Here is a 26514-nt window from a genome sequence, read left to right on the forward strand (position 1 = left end):
CTGATGAGCGACGCGCTGAACCGAATCGAGACGATGCCGCTGGGCATCGTGCTGGAACGCCGCCGGAGCGCCAGCCCCTGGGCGGAGTGGGCGTGGCATCCCGTGTCGGTCATTCCCGGCGCCCCGCCCGTGGAGGGCGCGTGGCGCCTGCTCCGCGAGGGGGAGGGCTGGGCGCAGTTCCACGCCGCCACCCTGCCGCTGGAGCTGTTCCGTACGGACACCGAAGGCTACAAGCTGAACCTGTCGCAGGAGCCGCCGCGCCTCTGGGTCGTGCTGCGTGCAGATGAAGGTGGGGAGAGTGGCGCGGTCGTGCCCTTCGTTGTGACGGCCTCGGCCCACGAGTGCGAGGGCTATCAGGTGAGCGGGGCGGAGATCGTCGAGACGGTGCCGATGCCGGACGAGGTCATCGCGCTGCTGCGCGACTTCACCGAGCAGCACCATGTGGACGTCCCCTTCGTGAAGCGCGAGCGCAAGCGGCACTTTCCGAAGGGGGAGTGAGTTTGGAGAAGTGGTTGCGCTGGACCCCCACCCAACCCTCCCCCACCTTTGGCGGGGGAGGGCTTTCAGGGTTGCGCGGCGGAGTTCCCTCCCTCGCCGAAGGTGGGGGAGGGTTGGGTGGGGGCCCAACGCTTAGCGCCTGGGTGCACAGAGATGACCGACGAAACCTTCCTGTCCCGCTGGTCGCGCCTGAAGCGGCAATCGGCGGAGCCCATTGCGGAGCCGGTGGCCGAGGAGCCGCCCGCGCAACTTCCGGAGCCCGTGCCGGAAGACGTCGCCGAGGAGCCCGCGGAAACGGCCGATGCCGACGATCCCCTGAAGGACCTGCCGCCGGTCGAGGAACTGACGCGCGAGTCCGACTACACGCCCTTCCTGCGCGCGGAGGTGCCGGAGGATCTGCACCGGCAGGCGTTGCGCAAGCTGTGGACCTCGGACCCCGTCTTCGCGAACGACGACGGGCTGAAGGATTACGCCGACGACTACGCCAGCCTGTTCACCGGGGCCAACCCGGTGAAGACGCTCTACCGCGTTGGCAAGGGCTTCCTCGACGCGGCGGAGGAGGCGGCAGAGCGGGCGGAAATGGACGCCGCCGCGACCGACGGCACCGAAGAATCGACCGCTGCGCCGCAAGTAAAGGGTGAGCAGCCAACCATTGGCGGAACGGCCGATTACGGCGGCGATGTGTCGAAAACATCATAACGCTTTGGCACATTAGTCTTCTCTCACAGACAAGTGCATGTCCGCCTTTGTTGACAAATGCCCCGGTTCCGCTTTTAAATAGCTCGAACCAAGCCGTTAAGCCGCTGTTTCCACGCGGCTTTTCGCAGGTGCAATAAAATTTGATGGTCGAGGGCGTCTCAGGCGCCGGCCTCTGACGTCTGGAAACCATCGTGGCGAGCCGAAATGGCCGCCGGGTTCGCGACGCGTCGGGGGCTGGCGCCTCCCTGTATGTCGCGTTGGGAGGAAGGAACGCCGTGTCATCGACCGGTGAACAGAATTCGTCGGCCTTGCCGCCGGAGGAGGAGCAGCGGGCCCAGGTCTATGCCCTGCTGGCGCGCCTGTTGGCGCAGCCACCGGGTGCGGACCTGCTGGCCGCGCTGGCGTCCATGCAAGGCGATGCCGGTCCCTTCGGGCAGGCCGTCACCCGGCTGGCCGAGTCCGCGCGCGGCGCGGACGCGCGCGCGGTGGAGGAGGAGTTCCTTGTCCTCTTCATCGGCGTCGGCGGCGGCGTGCTGTCGCCCTACGCCTCTTACTACCTGACGGGTTTCCTGCACGAGAAGCCGCTGGCCGAGCTGCGCGACGACATGGCGCGCCTGGGCATCGCCCGCGCCGACGACGTGAAGGAACCCGAAGACCACATGGCCGCCTTGGCCGAGATGATGGCGGGCCTGATCACCGGCGCCTTCGGTGAGCCCGCGGACCTCGGCGAGCAGCGGCGATTTTTCGATCGCCATGTCGCGTCCTGGGCCGGGCGTTTTTTCGCCGACCTGGAGGCCACGCCATCCGTCAGCTTCTACAAGGCGGTCGGCACGCTGGGCCGCCGCTTCCTGGAGGTCGAGGGCCAGGCGTTTGATATGGCGGCGTAAGCGGATGCAAAACAATGAGATTGGGACGTTGCGGGGAAAGGGTGAAGCGATGAAGGCGGACAAGAAGGACAAGAGCACTCTCGCGCGGCGTGACCTGTTCCGCGCCGCCGGGATGGGCGTCGGTGCGCTGGGCGCCGCCGCCGTTGGCGTCTCGGCCGGTGCCGAACCGGCGCAGGCCGCCGCCGAGGGCACCTCCCAGGGCTACCGCGAGACCGACCATGTGCGGACGGTCTACGAGTTGAGCCGCTTCTAAGCCGCTTTCAGGAAGGATCCGTCCCCATGTTGACGAAGAAGAAGGCGGCAACCGCTGGCGGCCGCTCGCTCGCGAAGATGGTTTCCGGGCTGACCGGTAACACCGTGGATCGGCGTTCGTTCCTTCGCGCCTCCGGAATCGCCGCTGGTGGCGCCGCCATCGCCGCTTCCCTGCCGTTGGGCATGGTGAAGAAGGCCGAGGCGGTGACCGCTACGCCCGCGGCCGGCGTGCCGGTGAAGCTGGTCAAGAACGTCTGCACCCACTGCTCCGTCGGTTGCACGGTGACCGCCGAGGTGCAGAACGGCGTGTGGATCGGCCAGGAGCCGAGCTTCGACAGCCCGATCAACCTGGGCGCCCATTGCGCCAAGGGTGCGGCGGTGCGCGAGCACGCCCACGGCGACCGCCGCCTGCGCTACCCGATGAAGATGGTCGACGGCAAGTGGACCCGCATCACCTGGGACCAAGCGATCCAGGAGGTCGGCGACAGGCTGCTGTCGATCCGCGAAAAGTCCGGCCCGGATTCGGTGTTCTGGCTGGGCTCGGCCAAGCATTCGAACGAGCAGGCCTACCTGATCCGCAAGTTCGCCGCCTTCTGGGGCACGAACAACGTCGACCATCAGGCGCGCATCTGCCACTCCACCACGGTCGCCGGTGTCGCGAACGTCTGGGGCTACGGCGCCATGACGAACAGCTACAACGACATCCAGAAGTCGCGCGCGCTGTTCTTCATCGGCTCCAACGCCGCGGAGGCGCACCCCGTCTCCATGCTCCACGTCCTGAAGGCGAAGGAGCAGAACAACGCCCCGCTGATCGTCGCCGACCCGCGCTTCACCCGCACCGCCGCCAAGGCCGACGAGTACATCCGCTTCCGGCCCGGCACCGACGTGGCGCTGATCTGGGGCATCCTCTGGCACGTCTTCGAGAACGGCTGGGAGGACAAGGAGTTCATCGCCAAGCGCGTCTACGGCATGGACGACATCCGCGCCGAGGTCGCCAAGTGGACGCCGGAGGAGGTCGAAAAGGTCACCGGCGTTCCGGGCGCGCAGCTGAAGCGCGTGGCCCGCACGCTGGCCTCCAACCGTCCGGGCACGCTGGTCTGGTGCATGGGCGGCACGCAGCACCACATCGGCAACAACAACACCCGCGCCTACTGCATCCTGCAGCTGGCGCTGGGCAACGTCGGCGTGTCGGGCGGCGGCACCAACATCTTCCGCGGCCACGACAACGTGCAGGGCGCCACGGACTTCGGCGTCACCTCGGACTCGCTGCCCGGCTACTACGGCCTGGCGGAGGGTGCGTGGCGCCACTGGGCGCGCGTCTGGGACGTGCCCTATGACGAGCTTCTGCCGCGCTTCAAGGACAAGAAGCTGATGGAGGCCACCGGCATCCCGGTGTCCCGCTGGTTCGACGGCGTCCTGGAAGCCAAGGAGAACATCGACCAGCCCGACACCATCAAGGGCATGGTCTTCTGGGGCCACGCGCCGAACAGCCAGGTCCGTCTGCCGGACATGAAGAAGGCTATGGAGAAGCTGGAACTGCTGGTCGTCATCGACCCGTTCCCGACCATGACCGCCGTCCTGCCGGACCGGAGGGACAACTTCTACCTGCTGCCCGCCGCCACCCAGTTCGAGACCGTCGGCTCGCGCACCGCGTCAAACCGTTCGGTCCAGTGGTGCGAGAAGATCATGGAGCCGCTCTTCGAGGCGAAGACGGACCATGAGATCATGTACCTGTTCGCGAAGAAGTTCGGTTTCGCCGAGCCGATGTTCAAGAACATCAAGGTGAAGGGCAACGAGCCGGACATCGAGGACATCACGCGGGAATGGAACCGCGGCATGTGGGCGGTCGGCTACACCGGCCAGTCGCCGGAGCGGCTGAAGCTGCACATGCAGCACCAGGGCACCTTCGACAAGACCACGCTGCGCGCCGTGGGCGGCCCGTGCGACGGCGACTTCTACGGCCTGCCGTGGCCCTGCTGGGGCACGCCGGAGATGAAGCACCCGGGCACCGCCAACCTGTACGACAACTCCCTGCCGGTCGCCGAGGGCGGCGGCGCCTTCCGCGCCCGCTTCGGCGTGGAGTACAAGGGCGCCAACCTGCTGGCCGAGGGCGCCTACCCCGTGGGCTCCGAGATCAAGGACGGCTATCCGGAGGTCACCTACGCCATGCTGGAGAAGCTGGGCTACGCCGGCGACTTCACCGAGGCGGAGATGGCCGTGATCCGCAAGATCGGCGGCGAGAAGATCGGCGCCGTCTCCTGGACCACCGACCTGTCCGGCGGCATCCAGCGCGTGGCGATCAAGCACGGGCTGAACCCCTGCGGCAACGCCAAGGCGCGCTGCGTCGCCTGGAACTTCCCGGATCCGGTGCCGGTGCACCGCGAGCCGCTCTACACGCCGCGGCGCGACCTGGTCGCCAGCTACCCGACCTACAAGGACACCAAGTCCTGGCGCATGCCGACGCTGTACAAGTCGATCCAGGACCGCGACGTGTCGAAGGAGTATCCGATCATCCTCACCTCCGGCCGTCTGGTCGAGTATGAGGGCGGCGGCGACGAGACCCGGTCGAACCCGTGGCTGGCCGAGCTGCAGCAGGACATGTTCGTGGAGATCAACCCAGCCGACGCCAACAACGCCGGCGTCAAGGACGGCCAGATGGTCTGGGTCGAGGGGCCGGAAAAGGGCAAGGTCAAGGTGAAGGCCATGGTGACGGAGCGCGTCGGGCGTGGTGTCGCCTTCATGCCCTTCCACTTCGGCGGCCAATTCCAGGGCGAGGACCTGCGGTCCAAGTACCCGCAGGGCGCAGACCCGATCGTGCTGGGCGAGGCCGCGAACACCGTGACGACCTACGGCTACGACTCGGTCACGCAGATGCAGGAAACCAAGACCACCCTCTGCCGGATCACGGCGGCCTAAAGACGCTAGGAGTTCATCACCATGGCCCGCATGAAATTCCTGTGCGACGCGGACCGCTGTATCGAGTGCAACGCCTGCGTCACCGCCTGCAAGAACGAGCACGAGGTGCCCTGGGGCATCAACCGCCGGCGCGTCGTCACGCTGAACGACGGCAAGCCGGGCGAGCGGTCGATCTCCGTCGCCTGCATGCATTGCTCCGACGCGCCCTGCAAGGCCGTCTGCCCGGTCGACTGCTTCTACCAGACCGCCGAAGGCGTGGTCCTGCACAACAAGGACCTGTGCATCGGCTGCGGCTACTGCTTCTACGCCTGCCCGTTCGGCGCGCCGCAGTACCCGCAGGCCAGCAACTTCGGCAGCCGCGGCAAGATGGACAAGTGCACCTTCTGCTCCGGCGGTCCCGAGCCCGACAACTCGGAAGCCGAGTACAAGAAGTACGGCCGCAACCGCTTGGCCGAGGGCAAGCTGCCGCTCTGCGCCGAGATGTGCTCGACCAAGGCGCTGCTGGCCGGCGACGCCGACAAGGTGTCGGACATCTACCGCGAGCGCGTCGTCGCCCGTGGCTATGGCTCCGGCGCCTGGGGCTGGGGCACCGCCTACCAGACCAAGGCGGGGTCCTGATTATGGCCCGCCGTATGGCCATTCTGCTGACCGTTGCGCTCGGCGCGGCTCTGCTCGCCGGGTGCAACGACGAGGAGCAGGGGCGCGCCGTCCATCTGGACAAGGGCGTCTACAAGGGGGCCGCCGACACGCGGCTGGCGCCGGAACAGGTCGACGCGCTTCTGCAGCGCTCGGCCGGCCAGCGCTTCTGACGGGGGAGGGCTGACGCGATGAAGTCAGGCAATCCGAAGGGCTGGTTCCAGTCCCCGCTGCGCGTCGTCCTGCTGGGCGTCGCCATGCTGGCGCTGACGCTGGTGTTCGCCAACGTGTCCCCGGCCTCCGCGGCGGGGGAGGCGGGCTACCCGACGCTGGCCGACCCGGCGGGCGGCATGGCCGGCGGAAACAAGGCCGAGATGTGGCGCGGCGTGCGGTCGGGCGAGCAGGGGCTGGTCTCCATCCCGAACAAGAGCGCCGGCGTGCTGATCCAGTCGGAAGGGGAGGCGTGGCGCTCCTTCCGCAACGGCCCGTTGATGACCTACGGCGGCTGGGTGCTGGGCGGCATGCTGGCCCTGCTGGCGCTGTTCTTCCTGGTCCGCGGGCGCATCCGCATCGACGGCCGGAAGACCGGCCGCACCATCCGCCGCTTCAACGCCTTCGAGCGCGGCGTGCACTGGCTGACCGCCGGCAGCTTCGTCATCCTGGCCTTCACCGGGCTGAACGTCCTGTACGGCCGGCACACCATCCTGCCGCTGCTGGGGCCGGACGTCTTCGCCGCCATGACCGCCTATGGCAAGCTGGCCCACAACTACCTGGGCTTCGCCTTCATCCTGGGCGTGACGCTGGTCTTCCTGATGTGGGTGAAGCACAACATCCCGAACCGCGGCGACATCGAGTGGGCGCTGAAGGCCGGGGGCCTGTTCAGCAAGGGCGTTCACCCGCCGGCGAAGAAATTCAACGCCGGCCAGAAGGTGATCTTCTGGGCGACGGTGCTGGGCGGCGCCGCGCTGGGCTTCACCGGTATCCAGCTGCTGTTCCCCTTCAGCTTCGCGTCGATGGCGGACATGCAGCTGTTCCAGCTGGCCCACGCTGGGATCGCGGTGGTGCTGATTGCGGTGATCATCGCGCACATCTACATCGGCTCGGTCGGCATGGAAGGCGCCTTCGACGCCATGGGCAGCGGCGAGGTGGAGCTTCAGTGGGCGCGGGAGCACCACTCCCTGTGGGTGGAAGAGGTGACGGGCGAGCGCCCGCGCCATCACGGTCGCCACCACGCCCCCGCCGAGTGAGGACCACACCGATGCGTTCGCTGATCGCCGGACTGCTGATGGCCGGGGCGCTCGCCGCTCCGGCCCTGGCCCAGACCACCCCTGTCGCCGCCAAGTCCCCCGACGAGATCAAGCAGATCGTCGAGAAGACCTACAACGTGCAGGTGCTGCGCGTGACCGAGTTGGCGCCGGAAGACGGCGCCCCCGCCTACCGGGTCGCCGCGATGATGCCGGGGACGGCCGGAAACGCGGCCTATATGGTCAACACCCTGACCGTGGACGCCGCAACCGGCATCCCGCTGCCGCCCTTCCGCCATCTGGCGTCGGGCTACGTGCTGCCGCAGGGCGGCACCTTCGAGCCCAACCGGACCAGCCTGAACCCCGCCGTCGCCCGCGGACACACCTGGCGGTAAGGCACGCTGGGCGTTAGGGCACACTGGGCGCTGAGCTTTGTTACCCTCCGGCCGGCGGCGATTAGGCCGCCGGTTTGGTCGGGGGAGCTTAGGCGATGGGAACGGGAAGCCGGGCGTTGATGTCGCTGATGCGCTTCTCATGCAGCGTCGGAGCGTCGGCAGCTGCAGTTTTTGTCGTCTCCGTATTCTTCGGCGTGCCGCTCCAGGCGGCCGATCTGGTCGGGCATGGCGCGATGGTCAATTGCGTCGCGGTGTCTCCGGACGGCACGCGCGCCCTGACCGGCAGCTGGGACTATTCCGCCATCCTCTGGGACCTCGCCTCCGGCAAGCCGCTCGCCACGCTCCAGGAGCACACGGCCGGCGTGACCGCGGTTGCCTTCCTGCCCGACGGCAAGCGCGGCCTGACCGGCAGCCGCGATGCCGCGATCAAGCTGTGGGACCTGGAGAGCGGCCGCGTCCTGCGCAGCTTCGAGGGGCACAGTGCCAATGTGGCCGGGCTGGCCGTGGCGCCGGGCGGGCGGATGTTCGCATCGGCCGGCTGGGAACCGGCCATCCGCGTCTGGGACGTGGAGACCGGGGCGGAGCTGCACAAGCTGGAGGGCCACAGCGGCAACGTCAACGCGGTCGCCTTCACGCCGGACGGGCGGAGGCTGCTGTCCGCCGGCTATGATTTCACGCTGCGGGTCTGGGACACGGCGACCTGGGGGGAGCCGTCGGTGCTGGAAGGGCACGAGGGCAGCGTGAACGCGGTGGCGGTCGCGCCCGACGGTCGTCTCGCCGCCACGGCGTCCAGCGACGAGACGGTGCGGCTGTGGGACCTCGACGCCGGCAAGCTGCTGCGCACGCTCTACGGGCACAGCGGGTTCGTGACCTCCGTCGCTTTCGCGCCGGACGGGCGGACGTTGCTGTCCGGCGGGGGAGGGGACCACCGCGTCCGCCTGTGGGACGTCGCGAGCGGCCGTCCGCTCGCCGTCTTCCGTGGGCATGAGAAGCCGGTCTGGGCGGTGGCCTTCACGCCGGACGGGCGCAGTGCCCTGTCGGCGGGTTACGACGGGGTGGTGCGCCGCTGGGATGTGACGGCGGAGACAACGCGTGGGCTTGGCAATCCTTGACAGCGCCGGCCTGCCCGTGGCCCGGTTTCACGGAGCATCCACCCGGAGACCACGCCGCGATGACCAGCCTTCCCCATTTCCCGCAGCGCCAATCGATCATCGCGACCTGCCTCGCCATGAACCAGACGGGGATCAACCAAGGGGCGTCCGGCAACCTGTCGGTGCGGGTGGAGGGCGGCTTCCTGATCACGCCCAGCAGCCTGCCCTATGATGAGATGGAACCGGCCGACGTGGTGGAGATGGGCTTCGACGGCACCTACCTCGGCGCCCGGCGGCCCTCGTCGGAATGGCGCTTCCACCGGGACATCCTGAAGGCGCGTCCGGGCGTCGACGTCGTGCTGCACGCCCATTCCACCTTCGCCACGGCGCTGGCCGTGCACGGGCGCGGCATTCCGAGCTTCCACTACATGGTGGCGCTGGTCGGCGGCGATTCGATCCGCTGCGCCCCCTACGCCACCTTCGGCACGCAGGAGCTGTCGGACAACGCGGTCGCGGCGCTGGAGGGGCGGCTGGCCTGCCTGCTCGCCAACCACGGCATGATCGTGCTGGGCAAGACGGTGAAGGCGGCGCTGGCGCTGGCCGTGGAGGTGGAGACTCTGGCCCGCCAGTACCTCTACGCCCACCAGCTGGGCGAGCCGGTCATCCTGCCGCCGGACGAGATCGCGCGCGTCGCCGAGAAAATGCGCCTCATGAAGTACGGGCAGTCGCCGGAGCCGGACGCCGCTCCGGAGGACACGGCGAGGCCGCGGCACGCCTGACGGGGTTACGGCGCGATCCGTGCCATCGGCCGCAGGGTGCCGATGATCAGCAGCGGACGCTTGGTGGCGTTGTCCGTACCAACCTGGAGCGGGCGTTCTTCGTCGCTGGGCTGGTAATAGGCGGGCAGCGCCAGGGTGATGCGCGTGCCCTGGCCGGGCTCGCTCGCCACCTCGATGTCGCCGCCGAGCATCGCGGCGTAGTGCCCGACCAGCGTGAGGCCGAGCCCGGAGCCCCGGCGCTTGCCCGCACCTCCGGCTGAGCCGCCCTGGACGAAGGGCTGGAACAGGCGGCCGGTCTGGGCGGTCGGGAAGCCAGCGCCGGTGTCGGCGACGCTGTAGCGCAGCCACTGGGCGCCGTCGCGCTCGAACCGTTCGGCCGACAGGGTGACGGTGCCGCCCTGGGTGAACTTGCAGGCGTTGTCGAGCAGGTTGAGCAGGGCTTGGCGGACCTTGGTGAAGTCCGAATACATCTGGCCCAGCGCCGGGGCCGCCCGCAGGACCACATCGTTGCCGTGCAGGTCGGCGGCCGGCATCAGCCGCTCGCGCACCTCCACCAGCAGGCGGTTCACGTCGAAGTCCTGCAGGACCACGTCCATGGTGCCCGCCTCGATCTTCGCGTAGTCGAGGATGGCGTCCACCAGCGTCACCAGCTGCTCGCCGGTCCACTGGATCTGCTCGACGTCGTTGGCCAGCTCGCCGGCGCCCAGCCGGTGCAGCTCGCCCATCAGAGACTGGCTGGCGGTGACGATGTCGCTGAGCGGCCCGTGCAACTCGTGGCCGACGTTGACCAGCGCGTTGGTCTTGGCTTGGCTGGCGGCCTCGGCACGCTCCTTCCCGCGCAGGGCTTGGCCGTGCATTTCCGCGGCCTCGCTCTTCAGGCGCTCCATCTCCACCGTGTTGGCGCGCAAGGTCTCCACCGCGCGGGCCATGGCGGCGATCTCGTCCCGGCCAGTCGTAGGGCCCATTGCGGCGGGGAGCGCGACGTCGGTCCGGCCGGCGGCCAGCGCGGTCACGGCGTCGGTGAGGGCGCCGACCGGCCGGCCGACGCTGCGCGCGATGAACCAGACCACAAGCGCCCCGGCGGCGAGCACGAACAGGCCGACCCAGGCGGCGATCTTCACGGTGCGCCACGCCTCGGTGGTGAGCCCGCCGCGCAGGCCCGCCGCGCCGGCGTCGTTGCGCTGGCGCACCTCCGCGGCCTGGGCGGCGAGGGCGGCGGCGTTGGGCGCCAGCGTGTCGGCCCGCAGCGTGTCCTCCTCGCCCAGGGCCTTTTCGATGCGGTCGAGGGCACCACCGACGCCGGCCAGGGTCGCCTCCACCTCGTCGATGGTCTGGCGGGTGCCGGGGACCCACAGGTAACGATTCATCTCCGCCAGCCGGTTGCGCGCGGCGCTCAACTCGACGCGCATGCGCAACGCGTCGCGGTCGTCGCGCCGGTCGACAAAGCGGGAGAGGTGGTCCTGCATCAGCAGGACGGAGACGGTCGCGTCGCTGGCGAGCGCCGCCGAGTCGACTCCGCCGGCGTCCTTCAGCCGGGCGAGGCCCTGGCGGATCAGCGCGACCTGCGGTTCCAGCACGTCGTCGAGGACGCGGGCGCGGTCGGCGCGCAACGCGACCAGCCGCTCGAAGCCGGCCCAGTAGGCGTCCAGCGCCCGCCGCGCCTCGTCGACCGCCTTGCGGTCGGCCGGGCTGCCGACCAGGCCGGCCAGGGTGGTGATCTTGTCCTGCACCCCGTCGCGGCGCAGGCGGGCGTCCTGCAGGCTCTGCCCGTCGCCATCGGCCAGATGATCGCGCACGGCGACCTCCAGGTCGCGCAGCCCGATGTCGAGGTCGGCCGCGGCCTGGGACGCGTCGGCGTAGACGGAGAAGCCGCTGACCGAGCGCGACACGCCGTAGAGCGACGCCACGCCGACCAGCGCCAGCACCACGACCAGGGCGAAGGCCACCCCGAAGCCGAGCCCGACCCGCGTGCCGACCGGCAGGTCGCGCAAACGGGCGAGGGGGGTGGGGCGCGCAGCCGGGGCATCGCCGGAGTCGGCATTGCCAGAGGCGAGGCGCGGGGAATCGATCTGGGCTGCGGTGTCGGCCTGGGTCACGCCATCACCCGCAAGCGCTGCCGGACTGGAGGTTGAATCTGCTGGGGCACGGATCCGGCCGTAGGGATGCGGACCGTTCAGGGCCCGGCGTTGACACGACCCGGCCGCGACCCCTTACGGGTCGCGGCGCGGACGGCGCGGATTGTAGCTTGGCGCGGCGGGGCCGCAAACAGACAAGTGCAAACGGTCCGCAGCGATTCAATCTTCGTTAATGCCGCCGTTAATGCTGTCGTCGGCTCCGTGGAACGCGTAGGCGTGCATGCCGATGCTGCCGTGCTCGAAGCCCGCGTGCAGCCGCTCCGTGCGCACCGCCGGGCCGGCGGCGCCGAGTGCAACGGGAAGCGGCAGGAAATGCTCGTCGGTGGGGTGGGCGACGCGCGCCTCCGGGCAGCGGGCCTTCCAGTCGGCAACCGAGTCGGCATCGCCGGCCATCAGCGCCCCGTCCAGCCAGCCGGCGAAGCGGGTCGCCCAGGCGGCGGCGCCCTCCTGGCCGAAGCGGAAGTCGCCGAGGTTGTGGACCGCGCCGCCGCTGCCCAGCACCAGCACGCCGTCGCGCCGCAGCGGAGCCAGCGCGCGGCCGAGCGCCAGATGGTCGGGAGCGCTCCGCCCCGGCTGCACGGAGAGTTGGGCGACCGGGATGTCAGCCTCCGGGTACATCAGCATCAGCGGCACCCAGGCGCCGTGGTCGAGCCCCTGGTCCGGGTCGACCACCGCCCCGGTCAGGTCGCGCACCCGGTCGGCCAGCGCGGTCGCGCCGGGGGCCGGATAGCGCATGGCGTAGAGCGAGCGCGGGAAGCCATAGAAGTCGTGCACCGTCTCCGGCCGCGCCGCACCGCTGATCGCTGGGATCCGCGTGGTCCAGTGGGCGGACACCGCGATCACCGCGCTGGGCTTGCCAAGCGTCTTGCCCAGCCCGGCCAGGAAGTCGCGGCCCGGCGAGTCCTCGATGATCAGGGTCGGGGCGCCGTGGGAGACGAAGACGCTTGGAAAGGGCAGGGCGGTCATGGCGGGGCTCCGCGGAAGGCAGGCCGCCATTTCAGCAAAGAAAAACCCCGGCGCCAAGGCCGGGGTTTTTCGAAACTCCGTTGCTCAGGAAGCAACGATGCCTGGGCAGGGCTGCTCAGTGCAGGTGCTTCGGCAGCTCGGCGATCGACTGCTCGATCAACTTGTCCGCCTGGGCCGGCTGGATGCCGGTTTCCAGGATGCGGCGGCTGGCCGACATGGCGACGTCGACGGTCAGGTTGCGGACCTCGGCCAGGGCGGCGGCTTCCGCCTGGGCGATGCGGTCCATGGCCTGCGCCTCGCGGCGCTTCAGCGAGGATTCGAGGTCGGCGCCGGCCTGGTTGCGGAGGCGGTCGGCCTCCTCCCGGGCGTGGGCGATGATGGCCTCGGACTCCTGAAGGGCGTCGCGCTGGCGGCGCTGGTAGGTGGCGAGCAGGGCCTGCGCGTCCTCACGCAGGCGCTGGGCTTCGTCCAACTCCGCCCGGATCTTCTCGGCGCGGGCGTCGAGCAGGCCGGTGATCGCGCCGGCCGCCTTCTTCCACACCAGCACGACGAAGACGACGAAGGCGACGAAAACCCAGAATTCAGGGGCTTTCCACATTACCGGCGCTCCTCGATCACGGCGGCAACGGCCGCCTCGGCCTGGGCCGTGTCGATGTCCACACCGGCGACGCGGCCGGCGACGTCACGGGCGACGTCGGCGGCGACCGAACGGACGTTGGCCAGCGCCTGCTCCTTGGCCGCGGCGATGTTCGCCTCGGCGGTGCGCAGACGGTCGGCGATGTCGGCGTTCAGCTTGGCCTGACGGGCCTGGTTGTTGGCGTCGATCTCGGCCGCGACCTGGGCGATCAGGGCCTGGGCCTCGGAGCGGGCCCCGGCGAGGGACTTGTCGACCTGGGCCATGACGGCCTCGGCCTCCTCCTTGAGCGAGGCGGCCTTGCTGAGGTCGCGCGAGATGCGCTCCTGGCGCTCCTCCAGAACTTCCGCCACGCGCGGCAGCGCCTTCTTGGACAGAAGGTAGTAGAGGGTGATGAAGGTCAGCGCCAGCCAGAAGATCTGGGTGGGGAAGGTGGCGGGATTGAGCTGCGGCAGGCCGCCGGCATGCTCGCCGCCATGGGCAGCGGCGTCCGGAGCGTGCTCCGCCGTCGCCGCCAGGACGTTGCCGGCAAGCACGGTCAGAGTGGCGAGCGAGGCGCCCGCAGCACCCGACCAGCGGACCAGCCGTCGCTTGGCCAACAGGTTCGGCATGGATCGGTCCCCCTAGGCAAGAGTGCGGCGCCGAAACTTCGAGAGCCCGGCGCCGCGTCACAGAGCGAAAGTGTGAAGTCCGCTCAGGCCTTAGGCGAACAGGATCAGGAAGGCGATCAGCAGGGCGAACAGCGCGACGGCTTCCGTCAGCGCGAAGCCCAGAATGCCGATCGGGAAGACCTTCGGCTGGACGGCCGGGTTGCGGGCGATCGAACCGATCAGGGTCGAGAAGATGTTGCCGATACCCATGCCGACGCCGGCGAGGGCGATAACGGCCAGACCGGCACCGACGAACTTGGCGGCTTCAGCTTCCATGGTACTCATTCCTCTAGGTAAGGGTGAACTGCGGGAAAAGGGTGAAGGGAACGTCCGTGTCAGAGCCGGTGCTTAGTGCAGTTCCAGCGCGTCGCGGATGTACAGGCAGGTCAGGATCGAGAAGACGTAGGCTTGCAGGAACGCGACCAGGAACTCGAAGCCGGTCAGCGCGACGTTGATCGCGATCGGAACCAGCCCGACGAAGAGGCCGAGGGCGCCGAGGCCGCTGATCATCAGGATCGTGAAGCCCGCGAACACCTTCAGCATCGTGTGACCGGCCATCATGTTGGCAAACAGTCGGATCGACAGGCTGACCGGGCGCATCAGGTAGGAGATCACCTCGATCGGGATCAGGATCGGGGCGAGCGCGATCGGCGCACCGTGCGGCATGAAGAAGCTGAAGAAGTGCAGGCCGTGCTTCATCAGCGCCAGCACGGTCACGAACACGAACACCGTCGCCGCCAGCGTGAAGGTCACGATGATGTGGCTGGTGAAGGTGAAGGTGAACGGGATCATGCCGACCAGGTTGCCGAACAGCACGAACATGAAGATCGCGAAAACGAACGGGAAGTAGGGGCGGGCGTCGTGGCCCGCGTTGTCCCGAACCATGTTCGCGACGAACTCGTAGAACATCTCGGCGGCCGACTGGAGGCGGCCCGGGACCAGGGCGCGGCCAGACATGCCGAAGACGAGCAGCGCGTAGATCAGCGCGACCGCCACGACCATGAACAGCGCCGAGTTCGTGAAGGACACGTCATACCCGGCGATCACGATCTGGAGGATCGGGTTGATCTGGAACTGGTGCAGCGGATCCAAGGTCGTCCTCGCTCAGTGTGCGTCGCCGTTGGGGCGCTCGTTGTCATCCTCACGGGTCCGGCCGTAGCCGGGGGCGAACCCGAGCCCGGTGATGGCCCGGTAGACATTCAGAATTCCGGCCGCAGCCCCCAGGAAGAACATGACGATCAGTCCCCAGGGCGCCGTTCCGAGCCAGCGGTCGAGCAGAAGCCCACCGCCGACGCCGACGATCATGGCAGCAACCAGCTCGGTCCCGATGCGAAAGGCGATGCCGAGCGGAGACTGCGGGATCCGGTGGTATTTGCCGGGTCCGCCGCTGGTTTCCTGCCCTTCACGCGCCTTCTTCAACCGGGCTTCAAGCTCTTCCAGAGAAGGTGGGGGCTTCTCGTCGCTCATGTCGCTTCGTGGTCCCCCGTTGGCTCGCCGCCACGCGAAAGCGGCGAGACCATACGGACAGGGCTCAACCCTGTCAAGTCGCAAAACCCACAAGACAAGTGCTTGAAAAGAAAACAAAACCGCGCTTTTGCCCTGGTATTACCGCGAACCGGTGCGCGGTTTCGCTCGCGCTCGGGGTCAACCGGCGATCCGCGTGCCCAGATCCTGGGCCAGCCGGTCGGCCGTCGTGCCCGCCGGATAGACCCCCAGGAAGCGTCCGTCGGGCGCCATCAGGTAAATAAAGCTGGAATGGTCCATCAAGTATTCGTCGGGCTTGGCGTCCTTCTGCGGCGCCTTCGCATAATAAACGCGATACTCCTTCGCCACCGCCTTCACCTGCTCCGGCGTACCGGTCAGCCCGACGAGGCGGGGGTGGAAGAGTGGGACGTACTCCTTCAGATGCGCCACCGTGTCGCGCTCCGGGTCCACGGAGATGAACAGGGGCTGCACCTTCTCCCCCTGGGCGCCCAGCAGGTCGACCGCGCGGGCCATGGCGCCCAGCTCCGTCGGGCAGACGTCCGGGCAGTAGGTATAGCCGAAATAGACCAGCAGGTATTTGCCCCGGTAGTCGGCGTCGGTGACCGCCTTGCCGTCCTGGTCGGTCAGCGTGAAGGGCCCGCCGATCGGCACGCTGCTCTGCACGGTGGTCCCGGCGTTGTCGACCTGCCACCAGGCAATACCGGCGGCGATCAGGAGCCCCACGGCGGAGGCAGCGGCGATGCGGAGGATGCGGGCTTTCATGATCGCCTGGAATGGGGCCGCGCATGGCCGAGGTCAAGGGGGAAGTGCGCTGGTGGTCACCAGAGTTGCCGGGCCGCCCAGCGCAGGGCGACGGCCACCGGGGCGGCCGCCAGCGCGATGACGAGGACCGCGGTCAGGGACAACTCACCGGTCGCCAGATAGATCGCCAGGGCCGCGATGGCCCCTGGCAGGACGCCAAGGAGCAGCCAGGACAGGCGCGGCTTCCGAACGACGAGTTCGCAGAGGCCCCGGCCCACCAGCCAGCCGACGAGCCGGACGATCAACTCGCCCACGAGGTCCGCCAGGAAGCCGCTGACGAGCACGGACGCATCACGCCGCCCGGCGCTGCGGATCGGCGGAATGCCCGGCCGGTTGCCCGGCGAGATGGTTGCCGATGCGCTTGTCGAAGCGCTGGATGTGCTCGAACAGCCAGTCGCGGCAGAGCGTCAGCAGGTCGTCGCCGACCGACGACTCGCCGGCCTCGAAGCGCCGCTTCAACTCGCCCACGCGCTTGCGCAGGGCGTCGTGCTGGGCCTTGTGGTGGGTGAACTCCGGGTAGCCGGAGCGCTGCATGACCGCCTCCTCCTGCTCGAAATGCAGGACGGTGTAGGCGATGAGCTGGTCGATGGCGACGCCGACGGCGTGCGGCACCTCGCCGTTGCGGATGCGCGCCGCCGCCCGGTTGATCAGGGCGACCAGGATCATGTGGTCGTTGTCGATGTCCTCCTGCCCGACCGACAGCTGGTCCGACCAGGGCATGAAGACGTCCTCCCCGGCCGGGGCGAACAGCGTGTCCAACTCCACCGTGTTGATGGCGGCGACGTTGACCAGGAACGCGTCGACCAGCCCGCGCAGCGACTCCGCCTGCCGGGCGAGGCATTCCGCCGAGTCCAGCAGTCCGTTGGCGGCCTTTTCCGTTTCCAGCGCCGAGGCGGATACTTCGGTGATGCTGCTGGAGACTTGCTGGGTGCCGAGCGCCGCTTCGCCGGCGCTGCGGGCGATCTCGCCGGTCGCGGCCCCCTGCTGCTGCACCGCCGCGGCGATGGAGGTGCCGATCTCGTCGCTGCGCGCGATGATGCTGGCGATTTCCCGTATCGTGAAAATCGCCTGCTGCGAGGCCTGCTGCACCTCGGCGATTTGTTCGGTGATCTCCTCCGTCGCGCGGGCGGTCTGGCCGGCCAGCGACTTCACCTCGCCGGCGACCACGGCGAAGCCCTTGCCCATCTCGCCGGCGCGCGCCGCCTCGATGGTGGCGTTCAGCGCCAGCAGGTTGGTCTGGCTGGCGATGCTGGTGATCAGGTCGGCGACCTCGTTGATCTTCTGCGCCGCCTGGCCGAGCCCGTCGATTCGCGCGCTCGCCGCCTGCGACGCGGCCACCGCCTCGTTGGAGATGCGGGAGGAGGCGTTGACCTGGGTGCCGATCTCCGCGATGGCGCTGCTCAGCTGTTCCGCCGCCGAGGCGACGGTCTGCACGTTTACCGAGGCCTGCTGCGACGCGCCGGCGACGGACGCCGCCTCGCGCATGTTGCGGTCGGCGGTGCTGGACAGCGACCGGGCGGTGCCCTCCAGCGACCGCACGGCCTGCCCGACGGTGTCGACCATGGCGGTCACGGTGGCGTCGAACCGTTCCGTCAGCCGCTCCAGCGCGCGGGCGCGCTGCTCGGTCACCCGGTGCTCCACCTGCTGGCGCGCCCAATGGCGGCGCAGCTCGATCTGGTTCTGCCGGAACACCTCGACGGTGCGCGCCATGACGCCGATCTCGTCGCCGCGTCCCGTGCCGGGCACCGCGGCGGCGGTGTCCCCGTCGGCGAGGCCGCGCATCACGCCGGTCATGACGCGTAGCGGGCACACGATGGCGCGGCTGACCAGCAGCCCGACCGTGCCGGCGCCGAGCGCGATCAGCAGCCCCAGCCCGCCCAGCGCCAGCCCGGCTTCGCGGAAGGCGGCGCCGACGTCGTCCACGTAGATGCCGGACCCGATCAGCCAGCCCCAGGGCTCGAACCCGCGCACGTAGGAGATCTTCGGCACTGGTTCGGCCGATCCGGGCTTTGGCCACAGGTAATCGACGAAGCCGGCCCCGGCGGTCTTGGCGGTGCGGGCGAACTCCATGAACAGAAGCTTGCCGTTGGGATCGGAGGCCCGCGCCAGGTCCTGCCCCTCCATCTCCGGCTTGATCGGGTGCATGATCATGCGCGGGGTCAGGTCGGTGATGAAGAAATACTCCTCCCCGGCGTAGCGCAGCCGGCGCAGTGCCTCCTTCGCTGCGGCCTGGGCGGCCTCGCGGGTGAGCGAGCCTGAGCGCTCCAGCGCCTCGAAATGGGCCAGCACCCCGTGGGCGACCTCCACGACGCTGCGCGTCTTGTCCTGTCGGTCCTTCATCATTTCGGCGCGCAGGCTGAACAGGCTGGCGGCCGCGATCAAGGCGAGGCCGACGGCCGCCGCCCCCAGAATGACGGAAATCTTCGCCCTGATGCTGATTCGCTCGAACACCCTGCGCTCCTCCGGTCGCGAATTCTTCCGATGCGTATGTCTGCCGGCGCGTGCGCACCGGTCCGGAACAGAGATCGTCCGTTCCGCCGATCGGTTAATTTTTTGTCACAGACTCGCGCGTAGGGACGTCGTCGTCAAGGCGCATCAACCAACGGTGCAAATTGCCGCAGGTGGGGCCGCCTGATGCGAAACTGCGGTGCAGGGGTCGCAGAAGAGGCGGAACGGGAGGCCGAAGCCTCCCGCCGCCGGTATGAACCGTGTGGCTACAGCACGGTCAGCATGCTGGCGACCAGCGGGTGCCGCACGATGTCCGTGTCGCCCAGGCGGACCACCGCGATGCCCTCCACCGCCTCCAGCCGACGCGCGATGTCGGACAGCCCCGACAGGTTGTCGAGCAGGTCGGACTGGTCCGGGTCGCCGGTCAGCACCATCGTGGAATGCCACCCGAGCCGGGTCAGCAGCATCTTGATCTGAGCGTAGGTGCAGTTCTGCGCCTCGTCGATCACCACGAAGGCGTTGTTCAGCGTGCGACCGCGCATGAAGCCGACGGGGGCGATCTCGATCGTGCCCTCCGCCATCAGCGTGCGCAGGCGCTTGGCGCCCAGCCGCTCGCTGAGCGCGTCGTAGAGCGGGCGCAGGAAGGGGGCCATCTTCTCCTGCAGGTCGCCCGGTAGGTAGCCCAGGCTTTCGCCGGCCTCCACCGCCGGGCGGGAGAGCACGATGCGGTCGACCTTGCCGCCCTCCAGCGCCTCCACCGCCGAGGAGATCGCCAGATAAGTCTTGCCGGTGCCGGCCGGACCCAACGCCACCACCAGATTGTGATCTGAGATCGCCTCCATCAGCCGCTTCTGGTTGGGGCTCTGGGGCTTGACCTTGCGGAGATAGCTCTGGTCGCGACGTTCCATCCCGCCCAGCGGATCCCAGCCGGTGGCCGGGAACAGCGGGTGGACCTTCGACTCGGTCGTCGTGACAGCGCTGCCTTTGCTCTGGCGCTTGGCCATGTCGCTCTCCTCACGTCACGTTGGTGGGCGGCACTCCCGGGGCACAGGAACGAGGCACAAAAAAACCCCCCGCAAGCGGGAGGTTCGAAACGTCGCAGGACGACGGATGTGCCTGGAGATGTGCCGGGAGCAGGCTTGCCGGTGCGAGGTGCGGCGTCGAGCCGCCGGACCCCGGCGCGGGTGTGCGCGGTGCGGGTGCCGAGGGTGATCGGACGCGGATGAACGAAGGAAGGTGCAAGCAGACCTCTTCGCCAATGGGTGAACCTCGCAGCGTCAACCTTACCCGTTGTAACGCTTGACGTCAGGAAAAATTGCGGGGGTCGCAAAAGATTCACACAAGATGTTGTGGAAGAGTCGCAGGTGGCACCGATGCCCCGAAAGGGGTATCCGACAGTACGCGATGCGTCGGAAAGGGGTGCCCCGCGGGCGACGGGAACCCTTTCGCGCTGCGGCGGCGCGACGCGTGGTCGCAGAGAGCGGATGCCGGGCGGTGCGCGCGTCAAAAAGATCGAGCCGCCGGCCCCGAAACAGTCGGAACGCGTGCCGTGCGGTGTTTCGCTACGTCCGAGGCGAAAGGGCATAGGCCAACGAAACCCTTTGCCGGTGCTTACCTCTTCCGGTACCATACTTTGTGGTGGGTCGGGTGTCCGCCGCAACAGATTGGCGCAATCTGGGACGGCATCCGGGCGCTCTTTCGGATAGGCGCGGCGATTTGGCGGACGGCCGATCAGCGGCGTCCGAGCCGCGCCCGGCGGATGTCACTCCATCACAGGCTGGAAGTGCTTGAACGGACCGGGTGTGCGCCGCTAGAACGCGGATGGGTGACCTTCCGCCCTGGCGCTGTGCCGATGGGAGCCAGACGGCGGACGAGACGGATTCGGCGGGACACAATCAGGATGGCAGCGGTGAACAGCGCCAGGCAGGGAGCCGAACGGGACGTTCCGTTCCAGTTGCGTGGCAATTCCTTCACCATGATGGTGCTGAAGGTGATCGACCCGGCGTCGCCGGAGTTCTTTCCGCAGCTTTCCGTCAAGGTGCGTCAGGCGCCGAACTTTTTCCGGAACGCGCCGGTCGTGCTCGACTTCGAGGAGCTGACCGAGGAGACGCCGCGCTTCGACGTGGCGGCACTGGTGACCAACCTGCGCGCGCTCTACCTGCTGCCGGTCGGTTTCCAGGGCGGCCCGCGCCCCGTGCAGGAAGGCGCGCTGGCGTCCGGGCTGACGCCGATGCCCGCGGGACGCGCCGCCAAGATGGAGGCCGCCGCGCGCGGCGCCGAGCCCCAGGCCGGCGGTTCGGCGACCGGCGGTTCATCGGTGCCGGCGCAGCCGATCGCCCCGCCCGAGCCGATCTACCGCCCGACCCTGGTGGTGACGGAGCCGGTCCGGTCCGGCCAGCAGATCTACGCGGAGAAGACCGACCTGGTCATCACCTCCCCCGTCTCGCCGGGTGCGGAGGTGGTGGCCGACGGCCACATCCATGTCTATGGTGCGCTGCGCGGACGGGCGCTGGCCGGCGTGTCCGGCGACACCAACGCGCGCATCTTCTGCCACAGCCTGGAGGCGGAGGTCGTCTCGGTGGCCGGGCTGTATCGCGTTGCCGAGGATTTCGGCGACGACGTGCTGAAGAAGCCGGTGCAGATCTTCCTGCGCGACGGCTATCTGCACATGGAGCCCTTATGACCGGCCGGTCGCGGTCAGGTGCGTAATTCTGTAACCGGGTTTGTTGGCGGCAACTTTTAGGAACGTGGGAGAAGCTCCGTTGGGCAAGATCATCGTCATGACTTCCGGCAAGGGCGGCGTCGGCAAGACGACCTCCTCCGCCGCTTTCGCGACCGGACTCGCCTTGCGCGGCTTCAAGACGGTCGTCATCGATTTCGACGTGGGCCTGCGCAACCTTGACCTGGTCATGGGCTGCGAGCGGCGCGTGGTGTTCGACTTCATCAACGTCATTAACGGCGAGGCGAAGCTGAACCAGGCGCTGATCAAGGACAAGCGCATCGACAACCTGTACATCCTCCCGACCTCGCAGACCCGCGACAAGGACGCCCTGACCAAGGAGGGCGTCGAGAAGGTCCTGAACGAGCTGTCGAAGGAGTTCGACTACATCCTGTGCGACAGCCCGGCGGGCATCGAGCGCGGCGCGCTGATGTCGCTGTACTTCGCCGACCACGCGATCATCGTGACCAACCCCGAGGTGTCCTCGGTGCGCGACAGCGATCGCATCCTGGGCGTCCTGAACAGCAAGTCGCGCCGCGCCGAGCGGGGCGAGGAGCCGGTCACGCAGCAGCTGCTGCTGACCCGCTACGACCCGGAGCGGGTGGAGCGGGGCGAGATGCTGAAGGTCGACGATGTGCTGGAGATCCTGGCGATCCCGCTGCTCGGCGTGATCCCGGAAAGCCAAGCCGTCCTGCGCGCCTCCAACGTCGGCATGCCGGTCATCCTGGACGAGCATTCCAACGCCGGCCAGGCCTACATCGACGCGGTCGGCCGCTTCCTGGGCGAGGATCTGGAGCATCGCTTCGTGTCCGTCCCGAAGAAGGGCCTGTTCAGCCGCCTGCTGCGGAGGACCGCATGAGCATCTTCAGCTTCTTCCGGTCCGCCCCGCGCCCATCGGCCGTCCAGGCCAAGGAGCGGCTGCAGATCGTCATGGCCCACGAGCGCGCCGGGCGCACCGGGCCGGACTATCTGCCGATGCTGCAGCAGGAGCTTCTGGCCGTCATCGCCAAGTACATCGACATCGACCAGAACAAGGTCGAGGTGAAGCTGGACCGCGGCGGCGACTGCTCGACCCTGGAGCTGAACATCGAGCTCCCGGCGCGCGAGGCGGCCAAGGCCCTGAAGGAAGCCGCCAAGGCGGCGGTCGGCAAGGCGAACGGCGCCGCCGCCCACGACGACGAGGTGTCCGATTCCGTCAAGATGGCGGCTGGCGGTGGCGCCCTCACCAACGGCGGCGTCAAGAAGCGCCGGTAACGGCGCTGTTTCCACGGTGACGGGGCCTTAGGTTGGGTGGAGCGCGAGCGAAACCCAACATCCCCCGTTTCGTCGGCGGTGTTGGGTTTCACCCAACCTGCGCATCCGACCACTCGCCGCATTCAATTGGCGAATTCGCCTTATACTTCCGGCCATAGCCCGGCCCTCGCGCCCGCTTTGAACCTCCGTGCGGGTTTACCTCTGTCGTTCGAAGGGGTATCAACGAATCAGAGCCCCGCCGGGGCGGCGTTGCAGGGGGAGTGGCGGCCGATGTTCCTCGATTGCTCGCGTCTGATCGTCGACAACCAGCCCCGCCTGTCCAACGGCATCGCCGTCACCGATGTGGACGGCGACGGCGCGTTCGAGCTGGTGGTCACCGGCTACGGCACCAACAACCTGATCCTGAAGTGGGACGACGGGCGGCTGGTGGACATCGCCAGCCCGCTGCTGGCCGACGCCGCCGGCTGCACGGTCGCCATCACCGCCGCCGACGTGGACGGCGACGGGCGGGAGGAGTTGTACGTCCTCAACTCCGACTGCGCCAGCGGGCCGAAGGAGATGGGCGACCGGCTGTTCGCCTGCTTCGGCAAGCACTGGATCGACCTTCTGGCCCAGCCGGAGAACGCCGGCATGGCCAACCGCGTCGCCGGCCGGTCGGTGGTTGCCATGGACCGGCACGGGCACGGCCGCTACGGCTTCGTCGTGGCCGCCGACGGCGGGCCCTTCCGCCTGTTCGAACTGAGCCGGCGCGGCCGGCTGGAGGACGCGGCGGAGGACGCCGGCATCGACCTGATCGCCGCCGGGCGCGGGCTGGTCTGCCTGCCGTTCCTGTCCGACCGCATGGACCTGTTCGCCTGCAACGAGGGCGGGCCGAATTTCCTGTTCCGCAACCTGGGCGACGGCAACTTCGAGGAGATCGCGGAGGAGCGCGGCGTCGCCGATTCCCGCTTCGCCGGGCGCGCGGTGGCGACGCTGGACACCGACGGCGGGGCCTTCGACCTGCTGGTCGGCACCTGGGAAGGGCCACAACGTCTGTTCCGCCAGCGCTCCGGCGGCGGCTTCGTGGACGAGGCCACCGGCGAGATGTCGATGCCCGGCCGCGTGTCCACGGTCATCGCCGCGGATTTCGACAACGACGGCTATGAGGAGCTGTTCTTCAACCTGCATGGCGAGCCGAATCGCCTGTTCGGCTGGCGCCACGACGAATGGCAGCCGATCGAGCTGGGCGACGCGCTGGAGCCGAAGGGCAACGGGACCGGGGCGGTGGTGGCGGACATCGACGGGGACGGGCGGCTGGAACTGCTGGTGGCCCATGGCGGCGGTGCCGCCCAGCCGCTGTCGCTCTACCGCACCGCGGCAACCAGCAACGGCTGGGTCCGCGTGCTGCCGCTGACCCCCTATGGCGCGCCGGCGCGCGGGGCGGTGGTGAGCTGCACGGCCGGGGGGCGCCGGCAGCGCCGGGCGATCTGCGGCGGGTCGGGCTACCTGTGCCAGATGGAGCCGGTCGCCCATTTCGGGCTGGGTCCGCTGCACGCGGTGGAGCAGATCGAGGTGCGCTGGCCGGACGGCACCATCGCCATCATCGACAACCCGCCGGCCGGTCGTGTGCTGACCGTTCCATACCCGCCGGAGTGAGCGTCGCACGGACAGCGTGACGCAGAATATTTCTGCAAAGCAACAAATTTAAACTTTTCTGAAACGGTGGCCGACCTTAATTTGCGGGTGCCCGCGGGGACCTGTCCGGGAACTTGCGGCAAGGGAGATGTCTGCCCTGTAACGCAACCCGAACGATAGGGGGCGCCGGTCCCGGTGGACGGCGGCCGCAGGCACCATGGCACCACGCGATGTTCCCCAACGCGATGTTCCCCTGACCGGGGTGGAACGGTTCTTCGACGGCGACGAGGTCATCGTCTCCAAGACCGACCTGAAGGGCCGCATCACCTACGCCAACCGGGTCTTCCAGCGAGTGGCCGGCTACACCGAGTCGGAGCTGATGGGGGCGCCGCACTCCATCGTTCGCCATCCGGACATGCCGCGCTGCGTGTTCAAGCTGCTGTGGGACACGCTGGGCGCCGGGCAAGAGATTTTCGCCTATGTCGTCAACCGGGCGAAGAATGGCGACCATTACTGGGTCTTCGCGCACGTCACGCCCAGCTACGACGGCAACGGCCAGCTGATCGGCTACCACTCCTCGCGCCGGGTGCCGGAACGGGCGGCCATCGACAAGGTCGTGCCGCTCTACCGCACGCTGCTGGACATCGAGAACACGCACGCCGACCGCAAGCAGGGCATGAACGACGCCTTCGCCGCCGTCGTCGCCCTGCTGACGGAGAAGGGGATCGGGTATGACGAATTCGTCTTCTCTCTCTAGGGCCTTCGCCCTGGGGGCGGTCGCCGCGGCCCTCGTCGCAGCGCTGCTGGCGGTCGACGCCGCTGGTGTCGGCGGGATCGGGGTTCGGCTGGCGCTTGGCGGGGCGGCGCTGGCGGCGCTGGCCGGCGTGATGCTGTGCTTGGCGCGCGCCCGCGCCGCCGTGGCGCAGGCGCGGGCCGTGTGCGAGGCCGTCGCGCGCGGCGACTTCGAGGCGCGTGTCGTCAACATCCGCGAGGACGGCGAGCTGGGCGCGCTGATGAACGCGCTGAACGACAGCATCGACCGCACCGACGCCTTCATCCGCGAGGCCGCGGCGTCGATGAGCTACGTCTCGGCCAACAAGTATTTCCGGCGCATCGTGCTGACGGGCATGCAGGGCAACTTCCTGCACGCCAGCCGCACCATCAACAACGCTACCGACGCCATCGCCGTGAAGGTCAAGGGCTTCGCCGGCGTGACCGAGCGGTTCGAGGGCCAGATCCGCGCCGTCTGCACCGAGGTCGCCGGCACCGCCCATCATCTGGAGCTGTCGGCGCGCACCATGGAGACGGACGCCCAGACGGCGACCGGCAAGGCGTCCTCCGTCGCCGCCGCAGCGGCGCAGACCGGCTCCAACGTGGGCAGCGTCGCCGCCGCGACGGAGGAGCTGTCGGCCTCCATCCGCGAGATCGCCCGGCAGGTGGAGCAGGTGGCGAAGGTCGCCGCCACCGCGTCCGGCGAGGCGGAGCGCTCCAACGCGCTGGTCGCCCAGCTGTCCGACACGGCCAAGACTGTGGGGGAGGTCGTCACCCTCATCAACGACATCGCCAGCCAGACCAACCTGCTGGCCCTGAACGCCACCATCGAGGCGGCCCGCGCCGGCGAGGCCGGCAAGGGCTTTGCCGTCGTCGCGCAGGAGGTGAAGCGGCTGGCCGACCAGACCGCCAAGGCCACCGGCGACATCTCCGGCCAGATCGCCGGCATCCAGTCCTCCACCGAGGAGGCGGTGAACTCCATCGTCGGCATCGGGCACACCATCCACGACATCAACCAGATCGCCGGCGGCATCGCCGCGGGCATCGAGCAGCAGGGGGCGGCGATCCGCGAGATCGTCTGCAACATGGATCAGGCTGCCGCCGGCACCCGTGCCGTGACCCACGACATCCAGGACGTCACCGAGGCCGCCTCCCGCACCAGCGACACCGCCCACGAGGTCTTCGCCGCGTCGGAGCAGATGACCGCCCAGGCCGACCGCCTGACGCGGGAGGTGCAGCTGTTCCTGGACGAAATGCACAAGGTTGCTTGAACAAGGGGGGCGGACGGGCCCCTAGGTGCGGTACGCGTTGATCAGCGGGCCGGCATATGCCTAAGGAGTAGGCTGCGGTGGGGCGTCCGGGAACGCTTCATCGATGGAATTGATCGAACTTTATGGAAATTGCGTTCGTTTGTTGCGCTGCGGTAGGATTTTGCCGTTGGTCAGCCCTCCTGAATGAGCAGGGAATGACTGTTTGGACTCCATACTGACGCATGTTTCGGCATTGCAACGAATTTCGAACCCTATTCCTTGTATGGTTTACCAGCGTATGTCGTCGGAAATCCCAAGCTCTTCGCGGCCTCGCGGACGCGGTACCGCCGATGGCGTGTGTTGGCACGCCGCTTGATGTCCTTCGTGTAA

The 26514-nt window shown here is 68.6% G+C and carries 28 protein-coding genes; 17 read left to right on the top strand and 11 right to left on the bottom strand.

What is annotated here, in order from left to right:
• The first annotated feature begins 3 nt into the window (after nucleotides 1–3).
• The 11 genes from M2351_RS03275 (at nucleotide 4) to M2351_RS03325 (ending at nucleotide 9397) form a co-directional block, all read left to right on the top strand.
• Complete coding sequence (locus tag M2351_RS03275; RefSeq protein ID WP_264654723.1) at nucleotides 4–498, top strand: DUF3305 domain-containing protein; 495 nt, start codon at nucleotides 4–6, stop codon at nucleotides 496–498.
• Nucleotides 499–651: 153 nt separating this feature from the next.
• Complete coding sequence (locus M2351_RS03280; protein ID WP_264654724.1) at nucleotides 652–1197, top strand: DUF3306 domain-containing protein; 546 nt, start codon at nucleotides 652–654, stop codon at nucleotides 1195–1197.
• Between the two features lie 275 nt (nucleotides 1198–1472).
• Nucleotides 1473–2084 (top strand): TorD/DmsD family molecular chaperone, encoded by a 612-nt coding sequence (locus M2351_RS03285; RefSeq protein ID WP_264654725.1) that lies wholly within the window; start codon nucleotides 1473–1475, stop codon nucleotides 2082–2084.
• Nucleotides 2085–2133: 49 nt separating this feature from the next.
• On the top strand, nucleotides 2134–2337 hold the full coding sequence (locus tag M2351_RS03290; protein ID WP_264654726.1) for a formate dehydrogenase: 204 nt from the start codon (nucleotides 2134–2136) through the stop codon (nucleotides 2335–2337).
• 26 nt (nucleotides 2338–2363) lie between these two features.
• Complete coding sequence (locus tag M2351_RS03295; RefSeq protein ID WP_264654727.1) at nucleotides 2364–5252, top strand: formate dehydrogenase subunit alpha; 2889 nt, start codon at nucleotides 2364–2366, stop codon at nucleotides 5250–5252.
• Nucleotides 5253–5273: 21 nt separating this feature from the next.
• Nucleotides 5274–5870, top strand: coding sequence for a formate dehydrogenase FDH3 subunit beta (gene fdh3B, locus M2351_RS03300; protein ID WP_264654728.1), 597 nt, complete (start codon nucleotides 5274–5276; stop codon nucleotides 5868–5870).
• A 2-nt stretch (nucleotides 5871–5872) separates the two neighbouring features.
• Complete coding sequence (locus M2351_RS03305; protein ID WP_264654729.1) at nucleotides 5873–6061, top strand: hypothetical protein; 189 nt, start codon at nucleotides 5873–5875, stop codon at nucleotides 6059–6061.
• Nucleotides 6062–6079: 18 nt separating this feature from the next.
• On the top strand, nucleotides 6080–7135 hold the full coding sequence (locus tag M2351_RS03310) for a formate dehydrogenase subunit gamma (protein ID WP_264654730.1): 1056 nt from the start codon (nucleotides 6080–6082) through the stop codon (nucleotides 7133–7135).
• Nucleotides 7136–7146: 11 nt separating this feature from the next.
• Nucleotides 7147–7527, top strand: a complete 381-nt coding sequence (locus M2351_RS03315) for a hypothetical protein (protein ID WP_264654731.1) — start codon at nucleotides 7147–7149, stop codon at nucleotides 7525–7527.
• A 95-nt stretch (nucleotides 7528–7622) separates the two neighbouring features.
• On the top strand, nucleotides 7623–8639 hold the full coding sequence (locus M2351_RS03320; protein ID WP_264654732.1) for a WD40 repeat domain-containing protein: 1017 nt from the start codon (nucleotides 7623–7625) through the stop codon (nucleotides 8637–8639).
• A gap of 59 nt (nucleotides 8640–8698) precedes the next feature.
• Complete coding sequence (locus M2351_RS03325; RefSeq protein ID WP_264654733.1) at nucleotides 8699–9397, top strand: class II aldolase/adducin family protein; 699 nt, start codon at nucleotides 8699–8701, stop codon at nucleotides 9395–9397.
• Nucleotides 9398–9402: 5 nt separating this feature from the next.
• Here the strand turns inward: M2351_RS03325 and M2351_RS03330 are convergent, their stop codons facing one another.
• The 11 genes from M2351_RS03330 to M2351_RS03380 form a co-directional block, all read right to left on the bottom strand.
• Entirely contained in the window at nucleotides 9403–11493 is a 2091-nt protein-coding gene (locus M2351_RS03330; protein WP_264654734.1) for a sensor histidine kinase, read from the bottom strand.
• A 198-nt stretch (nucleotides 11494–11691) separates the two neighbouring features.
• Complete coding sequence (locus tag M2351_RS03335; protein ID WP_264654735.1) at nucleotides 11692–12498, bottom strand: DODA-type extradiol aromatic ring-opening family dioxygenase; 807 nt, start codon at nucleotides 12496–12498, stop codon at nucleotides 11692–11694.
• A 115-nt stretch (nucleotides 12499–12613) separates the two neighbouring features.
• Nucleotides 12614–13096 carry a F0F1 ATP synthase subunit B family protein gene (locus tag M2351_RS03340; protein ID WP_264654736.1) on the bottom strand — a complete coding sequence of 161 codons (483 nt, stop codon included), beginning with the start codon at nucleotides 13094–13096 and terminating at the stop codon, nucleotides 12614–12616.
• Entirely contained in the window at nucleotides 13096–13743 is a 648-nt protein-coding gene (locus M2351_RS03345; protein ID WP_264654737.1) for a F0F1 ATP synthase subunit B family protein, read from the bottom strand. Before M2351_RS03345 ends, M2351_RS03340 begins: the two co-directional genes overlap by 1 nt.
• Nucleotides 13744–13833: 90 nt before the next feature.
• Nucleotides 13834–14058 (bottom strand): ATP synthase subunit C family protein, encoded by a 225-nt coding sequence (locus tag M2351_RS03350; RefSeq protein ID WP_109120341.1) that lies wholly within the window; start codon nucleotides 14056–14058, stop codon nucleotides 13834–13836.
• Between the two features lie 72 nt (nucleotides 14059–14130).
• Nucleotides 14131–14874, bottom strand: coding sequence for a F0F1 ATP synthase subunit A (locus M2351_RS03355; protein WP_209768068.1), 744 nt, complete (start codon nucleotides 14872–14874; stop codon nucleotides 14131–14133).
• A gap of 12 nt (nucleotides 14875–14886) precedes the next feature.
• Nucleotides 14887–15249 (bottom strand): AtpZ/AtpI family protein, encoded by a 363-nt coding sequence (locus M2351_RS03360; protein ID WP_209768070.1) that lies wholly within the window; start codon nucleotides 15247–15249, stop codon nucleotides 14887–14889.
• Nucleotides 15250–15426: 177 nt separating this feature from the next.
• Complete coding sequence (locus M2351_RS03365) at nucleotides 15427–16029, bottom strand: SCO family protein (RefSeq protein WP_264654738.1); 603 nt, start codon at nucleotides 16027–16029, stop codon at nucleotides 15427–15429.
• 56 nt (nucleotides 16030–16085) lie between these two features.
• Nucleotides 16086–16352 carry a hypothetical protein gene (locus tag M2351_RS03370; RefSeq protein ID WP_264654739.1) on the bottom strand — a complete coding sequence of 89 codons (267 nt, stop codon included), beginning with the start codon at nucleotides 16350–16352 and terminating at the stop codon, nucleotides 16086–16088.
• 7 nt (nucleotides 16353–16359) lie between these two features.
• Nucleotides 16360–18519 (bottom strand): bacteriohemerythrin, encoded by a 2160-nt coding sequence (locus M2351_RS03375; RefSeq protein WP_264654740.1) that lies wholly within the window; start codon nucleotides 18517–18519, stop codon nucleotides 16360–16362.
• A 263-nt stretch (nucleotides 18520–18782) separates the two neighbouring features.
• Nucleotides 18783–19520, bottom strand: a complete 738-nt coding sequence (locus M2351_RS03380; protein ID WP_264654741.1) for a PhoH family protein — start codon at nucleotides 19518–19520, stop codon at nucleotides 18783–18785.
• 905 nt (nucleotides 19521–20425) lie between these two features.
• On the opposite strand from M2351_RS03380, the gene minC reads away from it, so the two are divergent.
• From minC to M2351_RS44910, 6 genes are all read left to right on the top strand, one after another.
• Complete coding sequence (gene minC, locus M2351_RS03385; protein WP_264654742.1) at nucleotides 20426–21199, top strand: septum site-determining protein MinC; 774 nt, start codon at nucleotides 20426–20428, stop codon at nucleotides 21197–21199.
• A 79-nt stretch (nucleotides 21200–21278) separates the two neighbouring features.
• Entirely contained in the window at nucleotides 21279–22094 is an 816-nt protein-coding gene (gene minD / locus M2351_RS03390) for a septum site-determining protein MinD (protein ID WP_209768077.1), read from the top strand.
• Entirely contained in the window at nucleotides 22091–22489 is a 399-nt protein-coding gene (minE, locus tag M2351_RS45470; RefSeq protein ID WP_264654743.1) for a cell division topological specificity factor MinE, read from the top strand. Before minD ends, minE begins: the two co-directional genes overlap by 4 nt.
• A 270-nt stretch (nucleotides 22490–22759) precedes the next feature.
• On the top strand, nucleotides 22760–24124 hold the full coding sequence (locus M2351_RS03400) for a CRTAC1 family protein (RefSeq protein ID WP_264654744.1): 1365 nt from the start codon (nucleotides 22760–22762) through the stop codon (nucleotides 24122–24124).
• Nucleotides 24125–24320: 196 nt separating this feature from the next.
• On the top strand, nucleotides 24321–24860 hold the full coding sequence (locus M2351_RS03405) for a PAS domain-containing protein (RefSeq protein ID WP_264654745.1): 540 nt from the start codon (nucleotides 24321–24323) through the stop codon (nucleotides 24858–24860).
• Nucleotides 24835–26145 carry a methyl-accepting chemotaxis protein gene (locus tag M2351_RS44910; RefSeq protein WP_319801866.1) on the top strand — a complete coding sequence of 437 codons (1311 nt, stop codon included), beginning with the start codon at nucleotides 24835–24837 and terminating at the stop codon, nucleotides 26143–26145. The genes M2351_RS03405 and M2351_RS44910 overlap by 26 nt, the downstream gene beginning before the upstream one ends.
• Nucleotides 26146–26514: the final 369 nt, after the last annotated feature.

The organism is Azospirillum canadense (assembly GCF_025961225.1).
Lineage (GTDB): Bacteria > Pseudomonadota > Alphaproteobacteria > Azospirillales > Azospirillaceae > Azospirillum > Azospirillum canadense.